The sequence below is a fragment of the Pseudomonas corni genome, assembly GCF_057128765.1.
Window position 1 is genome coordinate 79276 of record NZ_JBSKHW010000001.1, and the last position, 11430, is coordinate 90705.

Sequence of the window (11430 nt, forward strand, 5' to 3'; positions counted from 1 at the left end):
TTGGTACGGCAACCGCTGTGCGCCGATCACGGATTCTGTTGGAGCGAGGCTGCCCCTCCCACAATTCCTGCCGCTCAATGCCGCACATGATCCTTGTGCGGATGCTCGCCGCAAAACCGGGCCAGGGTCACGATGCTGCGGGTAATCGGCATCGGGATGTTTACCTTGGCGGCCATCTCCAGCACCGCATCGCCAATCGCCGCCAGCTCAAGTGGCAGGCCCTTGTCAAAGTCCTGCAGCATTGATGTGCGCACCGCGCCCATGCTGGCGCCGAACTGCATGAACGTCGTCGGCTCCATGCTCAGTCGTGCGTCGTAAGCCGTGGCAACCGCCATTGCTTCATGAAAAGTCGCCAGCGCCAGTTCGCGCATTTCCGGCAAGCCATAAATCTGCTCAAGCGTGGCTCCGGTCACGACCGACACAGGGTTTGATGTCAGGTTGGCGATGATCTTGGTCCACAGCTGATCGCGGATACGGTCCGAGCCTTGGGCTTCAATGCCAGCGCGGTAGATCAGCGAGCAAACTGTTTCCAGCCGCGGCGTCAGCTCGTTGTTCAGTTCCCCGAAGATGATTCGGTACGCGTTATGGGTGCTGACCACACCTGGCGCCGAGCTTTGCGCGGTCATGAACACCACGCAGCCGATGACGTTATTCAGGTTCAGTGAGTCGTGGATCACGCCGTCAGGGTCGACGCTGGCAATGCGCTCACCTTCGAACTGGCCACCTTCGCCATGGAAATACCACCACGGCACGCCGTTAACCATCGGAATCACCAACGTATCGGGTCCGATCAGTGGCTGAATCTGCGGCAACAGCGTGGTCAGCGAAGGCGCCTTGGTGCACAGAAACACCACGTCCTGCTCGCCCAGGGTCTGTGCGTTGTCGCTGGCGTTGACCTTGACGTGATGGCGCCCCTCAAGATCCTTTAAGTGAATGCCGTTGCGCTTCAGCGCATCGAGGGTCTTGCCGCGAGCGAAGACGCTGACCGGCTGACCACTCAAAGCGATACGCGCCGCCAGCGTGCAGCCAATGGCGCCAGCGCCGGCAATGCAGACGCGCAAGGAAGAAGAATTCATGACAGCTCCAAGTGATCGGACATCGGCTGCGTGTGAGGCCAGCCTGTTGCGCAATATCGCCTGAATTTCATTGTAAGCGCCAGTGCGGTGAAGGCCCTGTAGGAGCGCGCTTGCCCGCGATTGCGGTGTGTCATCACGCGATTTGTTTCTGACCCATCTCAATCGCGGGGCAAGCGCGCTCCTACAGCGGTGAGCTTCACCCTCCCGCCCGTCCGCTTCCCGTCGCGCGTACCTGAACTTCGCGTCGCGTTCGCTCCTCCCTATTCCATACAGGCGGCGCAAGCCCCACGCGCTGCGCCGCAGCTTATTGGCTAAGGCAAAACAAGGAGAAGTTCATGCGTGCACTGACCTACCACGGCGCCCACGACGTACGTGTCGAAACCGTCGCCGATCCCATCATTCAAGAGGCCGATGACGTCTTGCTCAAAGTCACGGCCACTGCCATCTGTGGCTCGGATCTGCACCTGTATCGCGGCAAGATACCGGCGACCGAGCACGGCGATATCTTCGGCCATGAATTCATGGGCATCGTCGAAGAAGTCGGCCCGCAAGTGACCGCAGTCAAACCGGGAGATCGCGTGGTCATCCCGTTCGTGATCGCGTGTGGTGGCTGTTTCTTCTGCCAGATGGATCTGTTTGCTGCGTGCGAAACCACCAACACCGGGCGTGGCGCGATCCTGAACAAGAAGTCGATTCCGCCAGGTGCTGCGCTGTTTGGTTTCAGCCATTTGTACGGAGGCATTCCGGGTGGTCAGGCGGAATATGTCCGGGTGCCCAAGGGCAACGTCGGGCCTTTCAAAGTGCCGGGCACTCTGTCCGACGAGAAGGTGCTGTTTCTGTCGGACATCCTTCCGACGGCCTATCAGGCAGTGCTCAACGCGGGCGTAGGACCGGGGTCGAGTCTCGCCATCTACGGCGCCGGTCCGGTAGGGCTGCTTGCCGCTGCCTGCGCCAAGATGCTTGGGGTGGAGCAAATTTTCATGGTCGATCACCACGCCTATCGCTTGGCATACGCGCAGTTCACCTACGGCGTTATTCCGATCAACTTCGACGAGGACGATGATCCGGCAGACACCATCATTCGCCAGACCCGCGGCATGCGCGGCGTTGACGGTGTGGTTGATGCAGTGGGGTTTGAGGCGAAGGGCAGCACCACTGAAACCATCCTCGCCACGCTCAAGCTGGAAGGCAGCAGCGGCAAGGCGTTGCGCCAGTGCATTGCAGCCGTGCGCCGTGGCGGCACCGTAAGCGTGCCCGGGGTTTACGCCGGATTCATTCACGGCTTCATGTTCGGCGACGCGTTCGACAAGGGGCTGACCTTCAAGATGGGCCAGACCCATGTGCAGCGCTATCTGCCGGAATTGCTGGAGTTCATCGAAAGCGGTGCGCTGTCGCCCGAGGCGATCGTGACGCACCGGTTGTCGCTGGAAGAGGCGGTGGAGGGGTATCGAATCTTCGACAAGAAAGAAGAAGACTGCCGCAAGATCATCCTGACGCCGGGGTTTGATAGCCGTACTGAGTTGTCGGCCAATGATGTGGTGGTGCAGTAGGGATTTGTCTGATTAGCTCGCTCCAACTGCGACGCAACCTGTAGGAGCGAACTTGTTCGCGAGAGGGCCTGTTTGATACACCGAGGTGCCTGCCTCGCCAACAAGTAGGCTCCTACAGAATCGCGGCGCGCTTAGAACCGCGATCAGGCAAATGCAGAAGAATGCGGGTAATCAATGATTCGCGAGCCAATCACCATTTCGCTGATCCAGTTGGTCAGCATAGTGGTGTACGCGAGCTGACTGGTGTCGCTGGTCAGCGCATGGTCGGCGCCGTCCACCAGGCGGTAGGTCAGCGAGTGCGCCAGGTCGAACGCCGTGCGATAGCTCATCACCGTGGCGTGGGGCACATAGTCATCCGTTTCTGATTCGACCAACAACACATCGCCCTTGAAATCCTTGCACGCCGCCAGGGCTCTATTGTCAGCAGCGGTCACGGCGGAGCGTCGGTAGTGCGCAAGCTTGTCGCGGTCCAGCGCCTGTTTGGGCATGTCCCAGTCCGCGTCCCAGTACAAGGCCGGCACCCGCAGCGCCAGCCATTTCACCGGACGAATACCGCTCAAAATCGTCGCCAGATAACCGCCATAACTGCTACCAATCACCGCAATCGCGTTGTTATCCACAGCCGGATGGCTAGCGAGCCTGTCATAGGCAGCCAAAAGGTCCGCCATGCTTTGCTCACGGGATACCGAAGCACGCATTTCATGAGTGCGTTCGTGTCCGCGCAAATCGAACGTCAGGCAAACGCAACCCAGGCCCGTGATGTTCTTGGCTCGCGCCAGGTCCCGCTGCTGACTGCCGCCCCAACCATGGACGAAGAGGATGCCGGGCAATTTGGCGCCCGGCGTGAGGATGGTGCCGGAAATGCTTTGATCATCGACAGCGATGTCGATGGTTTCACTGCGAACCGTCATAGGGCTGGACCTGTGTGAATTTGGTGATGAAGCCGACGTCTGGGTCATCGCCTTCGTAAAGCACGTTAGCGCCTGGGGGCAGGGTGGTTTCGCCGTAAATTTCGTGGGTCGACACGCTGATATGGTTCAGGCCCGGATCGGCGGCGAACGCCACCAGCGCCTGGACTTCCGCTGGACTCGCACCGCCGATTCGCCAGGACTGCTCGAGCACGCCGGAGCACACCTGCCCGCGTGAGTTCGTGCCATGTGCGATGTCGTAGTTTCGCCTGGAAGCTAGGAAGTCCGGGAAGCAATCGTGTGCCGCCTTCTCGTAACTCATCGCCTGATTGACCGATTTTCTGACATCCGCGTCGAGATCGAGTTTGAGCAATTCGTCGTAGTCGCCACGTACCAGCCACAGTTCCGACCCTCCATAAACGGTCTCGCCGTCATTGTCTTTGGTCAGGCTTTGGGTGCCGTGGTAGCTGATCACGATGCCAGCCACCTGGATCTGCCCGACGCTGTAAGTGATGACGTCGTGCAAGTCCTCTTCGAGCACAAGCCCCCATTCCTCGATCTCGCCACGCTCTTGTGCATCGATGGCTTGGTCCAGTTCGGTTTCGGACGTGACCACTATTTGCCCGCGTCCGGCTGTCGCCAGCACTGGCTTCACACGAACAGGGCCCTCGGCCAGCAGCTTTCTGCCTGCGCGATGAGCGTCCGCCAGGTTAAATACGGTGAAACCGTGAAGCACAGAATCGGCGGCGTCCTCAAAAAACCTGTCCGACCAGCCTTCCGGTTTTGCCGTGGCGTCATCGAGCAAGGGATGGGAAATTGCTTTGGTTGCCATGAACGGGTGCTGGATCAAGCCGCCGAAGAAATCGCGCACTGAGCGAATATTCAGCGCATCGCCAGCGTCTTTGCCGATCAGCGTGTCGGAAGGGATGAAGTACAACCCCGGACCCTTGTGCAGGGCGGGGTCATACAAGCCGGAAAATTTGGCGCCCAGCAGCTTGGCGATCTGCTCACCAAGGGCCGAGTGAACACCGACTTCATGTGTAGCGAGTTTCTTATGGGTGGAGAGCAGAACAACTTCAGACTTTGCAGTGCTGGTTTCTGACCCGCTCATGCGCAAACTCCCTGTTCAAAAATTGGCAGCGAATTCCTCTGTAGGATTAGGGCCCCGCAGAGGACCGTAGTTCCTCAACGCTGATCAGTGGCCATCTTGTCCACTTGCTCGTCGGACATGGGTTCCGGGAACGGCTGGGTGTGATCGATTTCTTCGCCAGCGCCCATAGCCTTGTACTTCTTGCGCAAAGCGTGCAGCTCTTTCTGGTTCAGATTATCCAGGCTCAACACTGCGTTTTGCGCGTCTTTGGACACTCGCAACAGCTCATCGATCTTGATGTGCAGCTCGTCTGTGTCGCGGTTTTGGGTGTTTTGGATCAGGAAGACCATCAGGAAGGTAATGATGGTGGTCGAAGTGTTGATGATCAGCTGCCACGTGTCGTTGTAGTGGAATAGTGGCCCGGTGCAGGCCCAAGCGATGATCAGCAAAACGGCGATCAGAAAGGTCTTGGGGCTGCCTGTCCACTTAGATAACGCCTGAGCGAACCTGGAGAATTTCATTGCCGGTGTCCTTGGTACAAATGAGTGATACCTAAGGGACCGCAGCTGAGCTTTGAAATTTCTTCTTACAATATGAAATCGGTGACAGTTTCAGCGCCAATCGAACAGTTGATTCGCGTTGTGAGTACTGGCGTGCGCCAAGGCGTCGGGCTCGATGCCCATGATTTCTGCCAGCGTTGTGCAAATCTGCGGCAGGTTTTCCGGGCTGTTGCGCTGATTGGGGTACATCGCAGGGGCCATGTCCGGCGAGTCGGTTTCCAGCACCACGCTGTCCAGCGGCAGATCAGCAAGGACTCGATGCATGCGCAGCGCCTGAGGCCAGGTTGCCGCGCCGCCAAGCCCGAGTTTGAAGCCCAGCTTGGTGTACTCGCGCGCTTCTTCGCGACTGCCAGCGAACGCATGAATGATCCCCGCCCGCTTGAGTTTGAAGCGCTTTAGCGTGGCGATGACGTCCGCGTGGCTGCGGCGCACGTGGAGCAGGGCGGGCAAATCGAAGTCAGCAGCCATTTGTAACTGAGCCTCGAACACCTGTTGCTGGCGCACGCGGTCCAAACCTTCGACGTAATAATCCAGACCGATTTCGCCGATGGCACATAGCTTTGGATGCCCGGCCAAATGACTCAATCGCTCGCGCAGTTGGTCCAGATGCGCCGGGAGATGCTCATCGATGTAAATCGGGTGCAGCCCCAGTGCGGCATACACTGACGGCTCACTCAAAGCCAAATCCCACACCCGTTGCAGATTGCGCTCATAGACGCCCAACACCACCAACCGCTCGACGCCCAATTGCTGACAGTGCGCGAGGACATCGGGACGATCCTGGTCGAAATCGTCAAAGTCCAGATGGGTGTGGGTGTCGATCAGCTTCACGCTCATCCCTCGTGAATGCGCTGCTTGAACGTACGAACGATGGCATGCACCCCCGGCTCGTACACGTCTTTCTCAACCGCATCGAGCGCCAAGGCCAAAGCTTTTTCAGCGATCAACTGATGCTGCTGGGCCATGGCGTTCACCGGCAGCGGCAGGAAATCCAGCAGTTGGGTGTCGCCAAACGTCCCGAGGTGCAACTGATCCGGATTCATACGGCGTTTGTGCAACAAGTCGAAAACGCCCTGCAACAACACATAGGACGTAGTGATCAACGCGTCGGGCAAGTGGCCCAATCGGTCAAACAGTTCACCCGCCAGGCGCAGCCCGCAGTCACGGCTGAATGCTTCGCCGTGCTCGATAATGACCTCTCCGGTGAAGCCGTCCAGCGCGTCCTTGAAGCCTGCGGCGCGTTCGCGACTTACGCTCAGCTCAGGGCGAGCGCCCAGCAGAGCGATGTGGCGCGGGCGGGTTTGCAGCAGGCTGCGGGTGAGTTGCTGGCTGGCGTCATGGTCATCGCTGACCACCGAACAGAACAGCGCGGGGTCCATTTCCCGGTCGATGGCGATGATCGGCAGCCCCTGTTTTTGCAGCTCGCGGTAACTGTCGTCGCTGGCCGGAAGACAGCTGGCGACGAACAGTGCGTCGCAACGTCGGGCGCGAAACAGCTGCAACAATTGCAGCTCGCTGATGGGATCATCGTCGGAGCTGGCGATCAGTAGCTGATAACCCCGCGCCCGGGCGCCTTGTTCCAGTTGCTTGGCGATGCGCGCGTAACTGGGGTTTTCCAGGTCCGGCAGAATGAAACCCAGCGTGCGCGTATGACGACTGCGCAAGCCGGCGGCCTGAGGGTTAGGCCGAAAACCATGTTCGTCGACCACCGCGCGAACACGCTCCACGGTAGCGCTGCTAATGCGTTGTTGCTCGGCCTTGCCGTTGATCACGTAGCTGGCAGTGGTCACAGACACACCTGCCAAACGCGCAATATCACTGAGTTTCAACCCGAACATTCCTTTTGTTGTGTGAGGCGGGTTTGATCATATCGCCAGGGATTTTCACCGATCTGCGTCATCATTGCATCAGCCTCACGCCAGACGACGCATTACTGTAGGAGCGAATTTATTCGCGAGACGATGTTACTTCCGGCAAACGGTGTGAGCTGAAACTCCTCTCGCGAATAAATTCGCTCCTACAGATCGACCGGATGGACTTCAACCCAAGGAGATTATCGAGTAACGTGCCCGGCAATTTAGATTAAACGATTCAGCAAGCCTATTTGCTGTGCTGCAATCGAGCGCAAGTGGTGGTCAGAGTGATACCGCTTGTCCGCTGGCACGGTCGATCATTGATGATCGATCCACAAAACAAGAACCGGGCGCGACCCTGCGCTGTAAGGAGAGAAGCATGCTCGAGCTCACCATAGAGCAGATTTCCATGGCGCAAACGGCGGCGGACAAACCCGCTGCCCTGAAGCTGCTTGCCGATTTGCTGGTGGCCGACGGTCTGGTTGCCGAGGGTTATCTAGCGGGGTTGCAGGCTCGCGAGCAGCAGGGATCGACCTTCCTTGGTCAAGGCATCGCCATCCCCCACGGCACCCCGGACACCCGCGATCTGGTATTCGCCACCGGCGTGCGCTTGATGCAATTTCCCGAAGGCGTGGATTGGGGCGACGGCCAGATCGTCTACCTCGCCATCGGCATCGCTGCCAAGTCCGATGAACACCTGCGCTTGCTGCAGTTGCTGACCCGTGCCCTCGGCGAAACCGATCTGGGTGAGGCGCTGCGTCAGGCCGATAGCCCCGAAGCGCTGCTCAAGCTCCTGCAAGGCGCGCCGCAAGCGCTGGCGCTCGACGCGCAGATGATCAGCCTCGGCGTTTCCGTCGATGATTTCGAAGAGCTGGTCTGGCACGGCGCGCGTCTGTTGCGCCGGGCTGATTGTGCGAGCAACGGCTTTGCTGCCGTGCTGCAACAGGTCGAACCGCTGCCATTGGGCGATGGCTTGTGGTGGCTGCATAGCGAGCAAATGGTCAAGCGCCCGGGTCTGGCGTTCGTCACGCCCGACAAACCTATTCGTCACCTCGGTCAGCCATTGACGGGCCTGTTCTGTCTGGCCAGCCTGGGCGAGGCGCATCAAGCGCTGCTCGAGCGTCTGTGTGCGCTGCTGATCGAAGGTCGTGGCCACGAACTCGGCAGCGCAAAGAACAGCCGTGCGGTCTTGCAAGTGCTGGGCGGCGAAGTGCCAGAAGACTGGCCCACTGAGCGCATTGGTCTTGCCAACGCTCACGGCTTGCACGCGCGCCCGGCGAAAATCCTCGCGCAACTGGCAAAAAGCTTCGAGGGCGATGTGCGTGTGCGCATTGTCGACGGCGGCGAAAGCGCTGTGTCGGTCAAAAGCCTGAGCAAACTGCTAAGCCTGGGCGCGCGACGGGGCCAGATACTTGAATTTATCGCGGAGCCCAAGGTGGCCGGCGATGCATTGCCTGCGCTGATCGCTGCCGTTCGCGAAGGCCTCGGCGAAGACATCGAACCGCTGCCGACCGCCGTCGCGCCCACTCCCATCGCTGCGGTGATCTCCAAAACCCTGGAAGCGCCGGCTGATGGCAGCCAGCTCCAGGCCATCGCCGCCTCACCGGGCATCGCCATCGGCCCGGCCCACGTTCATGTGCTGCCGGTGTTTGAATATCCGTTGCTGGGCGAGACCCATGCAATCGAACACGAGCGCCTGCAATCGGCACTGGCCCAAGTGCGCGAAGACATCCAGCGTCTGATCCAGCGCAGCACGGCCAAGGCCATTCGCGAGATTTTCATCACCCACCAGGAAATGCTCGACGACCCGGAACTGGTCGACGAAGTCGCCGCACGCCTGAAGAAAGGCGAAAGCGCGGCCGCCGCCTGGATCAACGTGATCGAAGAAGCAGCCCGTCAGCAGGAACAACTGCAAGACGTATTGTTGGCCGAACGCGCAGCAGACCTGCGAGATGTCGGGCGCCGGGTGCTGGCGCAAATATGTGGCGTCGACGATCTGGTCGAGCCTGAGCAACCGTACATTCTGGTGATGGACGAAGTCGGTCCGTCGGATGTCGCGCGTCTGGACCCAGTGCGTGTTGCCGGAATTCTCACCGCACGCGGCGGCGCCACTGCCCACAGCGCCATCGTCGCCCGTGCCTTGGGTATTCCGGCGCTGGTCGGGGCTGGCGACGGGGTGCTTTTGATCAAATCCGGCACAACGCTGTTGATCGACGGCCAGCGTGGTCGGCTCAACGTGGCACCGGATAACGCCACCGTTCAGCGCGCCATTGAAGACCGCGACGCCCGTGAAAAGCGCTTGCAGGCTGCTGCCGCTTTGCGTTTCGAGCCTGCGGTAACGCGCGATGGCCATGCAGTCGAAGTGTTCGCCAACATCGGCGACAGTGCAGGCACGCCAGCCGCAGTGGAGCAGGGCGCCGAGGGCATTGGCCTGCTGCGCACTGAATTGCTGTTCATGGCCCACAGTTCGGCGCCCGATGAGGCCACGCAAGAAGCCGAATACCGCCGTGTGCTCGACGACCTGCAAGGCCGTCCACTGGTGGTCCGCACCCTCGATGTCGGCGGTGACAAACCGCTGCCGTACTGGCCGATCGACAAAGAAGAAAACCCTTTCCTCGGCGTGCGCGGCATCCGTCTGACCTTGCAGCGCCCCGATGTCATGGAAAGCCAACTGCGCGCGCTGCTGCGTGCCGCCGATAACCGTCCGCTGCGCATCATGTTTCCCATGGTCGGCACCGTTGAGGAGTGGCGTCAGGCGCGGGACATGACTGAGCGTTTGCGCCTGGAGATCCCGGTGGCTGACTTGCAGCTGGGGATCATGATCGAAGTGCCGTCTGCTGCGTTGCTGGCGCCGGTGCTGGCACGGGAAGTGGACTTCTTCAGCGTCGGCACCAACGACCTGACCCAGTACACCCTGGCCATCGACCGCGGCCATCCGACGCTTTCGGCCCAGGCTGACGGCCTGCATCCGGCCGTGCTGCAACTGATCGACATCACGGTTCGCGCGGCCCATGCCCATGGCAAATGGGTCGGTGTATGCGGCGAGCTGGCGGCAGATCCAATAGCAGTACCGATTCTGGTGGGGCTTGGGGTCGATGAATTAAGCGTTTCGGCGCGCAGCATCGGCGAAGTCAAAGCCTGCGTGCGCGAATTGAATTTGATCGGCGCAAAACAGCTGGCGCAGGCGGCCTTGATCGTCGGCACGGCTGGCGAAGTCCGCGCGCTCGTGGAGGGCCTGTAATGGCGAAAATTCTGACATTGACCATGAACCCGGCGCTGGACCTGACCGTGCAGTTGGGCCCGTTGCAGGTCGGACAGGTCAACCGCAGCGAAGCGATGCTGTGTCACGCTGCCGGCAAGGGCCTGAACGTGGCGCAGGTATTGGCAGATCTCGGCCATGAGCTGACTGTGGCGGGCTTTCTCGGGGTGGATAATCAGCAGCCGTTTGAGACGCTGTTTGCCCAGCGCGGCTTCATCGATGAGTTTGTGCGCGTGCCGGGGGAGACCCGCAGCAACATCAAGCTGGCCGAAAGCTCCGGGCGTATTACCGACGTCAATGGCGCAGGGCCGCAGGTCAGCGTCGAGGCGCAGCAGGCACTGGCCGCTCGGATCCAACAGATCGCCCCGGGTTTTGATCTGGTGGTGGTCGCGGGCAGTCTGCCCCGTGGCGTCGATGCGCAATGGCTCAAGACCTTGCTGCTGAACCTCAACGCTCAAGGACTGAAAGTGGCGCTGGACACCAGCGGCGAAGCCTTGCGCGCGGGGCTCGAAGCTGCGCCGTGGCTTATCAAACCCAACACCGAAGAGCTGGCCGACGCACTCAATGCGCCCATCATTTCGATTGCTGCCCAAGCGGAAGCCGCTGCGCAATTGCGCCAGAACGGCATCGAGCACGTGGTGATTTCTCAAGGCTCCGAAGGCGTGCATTGGTTCAGCTCAACCGTCGCGCTGCAGGCGTTGCCGCCCAAGGTCACGGTCGCCAGCACGGTCGGCGCGGGCGATTCGTTGCTGGCAGGCATGGTTCACGGCTTGCTCAGCGGGCATCCCGCCGAGCAAACCCTGCGCATCGCCACCGCCATTGCCGCCATGGCCGTTACCCAAATCGGCTTCGGCATCAACGACGTCGCACAGCTCAAGCGACTTGCCAGCGGCGTAAACATACGCCCGCTGACTGAACAATGAGTGCGCTCCCGTTGTTCAAACGCAGTTTCTGTAGGAGCGAACTTGTTCGCGAGGCGTCTTGGCAGGCACACCGCGTCAGCCGTCTCGCCAACAAGTTGGCTCCCACAGAGCTGCGCGCCGTTCCTGGCCCCTGTAGGAGCGAACTTGTTCGCGAGGCGTCCTGGCAGGCACACCGCGTCAGCCGTCTCGCCAACAAGTTGGCTCCTACAGA

At 60.3% G+C, this 11430-nt stretch carries 9 protein-coding genes; 3 read left to right on the forward strand and 6 right to left on the reverse strand.

Annotated elements, in window-relative coordinates; all coding sequences use genetic code 11:
- Positions 1 to 74: 74 nt before the first annotated feature.
- The gene (locus tag ACWKV9_RS00285) at positions 75 to 1076 is read right to left on the reverse strand and encodes a ketopantoate reductase family protein (RefSeq protein WP_483834104.1); all 1002 of its coding nucleotides are present in this window, start codon (positions 1074 to 1076) and stop codon (positions 75 to 77) included.
- A 335-nt stretch (positions 1077 to 1411) separates the two neighbouring features.
- On the opposite strand from ACWKV9_RS00285, the gene ACWKV9_RS00290 reads away from it, so the two are divergent.
- Positions 1412 to 2626: a zinc-dependent alcohol dehydrogenase gene (locus tag ACWKV9_RS00290; protein WP_483834105.1), complete on the forward strand. Its 1215-nt coding sequence runs from the start codon at positions 1412 to 1414 to the stop codon at positions 2624 to 2626.
- Positions 2627 to 2769: 143 nt separating this feature from the next.
- Here ACWKV9_RS00290 and ACWKV9_RS00295 read toward each other — a convergent pair whose 3' ends face one another.
- The 5 genes from ACWKV9_RS00295 to cra form a co-directional block, all read right to left on the reverse strand.
- Positions 2770 to 3537 carry an alpha/beta hydrolase family protein gene (locus ACWKV9_RS00295; RefSeq protein ID WP_483834106.1) on the reverse strand — a complete coding sequence of 256 codons (768 nt, stop codon included), beginning with the start codon at positions 3535 to 3537 and terminating at the stop codon, positions 2770 to 2772.
- On the reverse strand, positions 3521 to 4645 hold the full coding sequence (locus ACWKV9_RS00300; protein ID WP_483834107.1) for a DUF3182 family protein: 1125 nt from the start codon (positions 4643 to 4645) through the stop codon (positions 3521 to 3523). The genes ACWKV9_RS00295 and ACWKV9_RS00300 overlap by 17 nt, the downstream gene beginning before the upstream one ends.
- A gap of 74 nt (positions 4646 to 4719) precedes the next feature.
- Positions 4720 to 5145 carry a low affinity iron permease family protein gene (locus ACWKV9_RS00305; RefSeq protein WP_483834108.1) on the reverse strand — a complete coding sequence of 142 codons (426 nt, stop codon included), beginning with the start codon at positions 5143 to 5145 and terminating at the stop codon, positions 4720 to 4722.
- Positions 5146 to 5235: 90 nt separating this feature from the next.
- Positions 5236 to 6021: a TatD family hydrolase gene (locus tag ACWKV9_RS00310; protein WP_483834109.1), complete on the reverse strand. Its 786-nt coding sequence runs from the start codon at positions 6019 to 6021 to the stop codon at positions 5236 to 5238.
- Positions 6018 to 7013 (reverse strand): catabolite repressor/activator, encoded by a 996-nt coding sequence (cra, locus tag ACWKV9_RS00315; protein WP_483834110.1) that lies wholly within the window; start codon positions 7011 to 7013, stop codon positions 6018 to 6020. Before cra ends, ACWKV9_RS00310 begins: the two co-directional genes overlap by 4 nt.
- A gap of 403 nt (positions 7014 to 7416) precedes the next feature.
- On the opposite strand from cra, the gene ptsP reads away from it, so the two are divergent.
- On the forward strand, positions 7417 to 10278 hold the full coding sequence (ptsP, locus tag ACWKV9_RS00320; protein WP_483834111.1) for a phosphoenolpyruvate--protein phosphotransferase: 2862 nt from the start codon (positions 7417 to 7419) through the stop codon (positions 10276 to 10278).
- Complete coding sequence (pfkB, locus tag ACWKV9_RS00325; protein WP_483834112.1) at positions 10278 to 11219, forward strand: 1-phosphofructokinase; 942 nt, start codon at positions 10278 to 10280, stop codon at positions 11217 to 11219. The genes ptsP and pfkB overlap by 1 nt, the downstream gene beginning before the upstream one ends.
- Positions 11220 to 11430 lie beyond the last annotated feature (211 nt).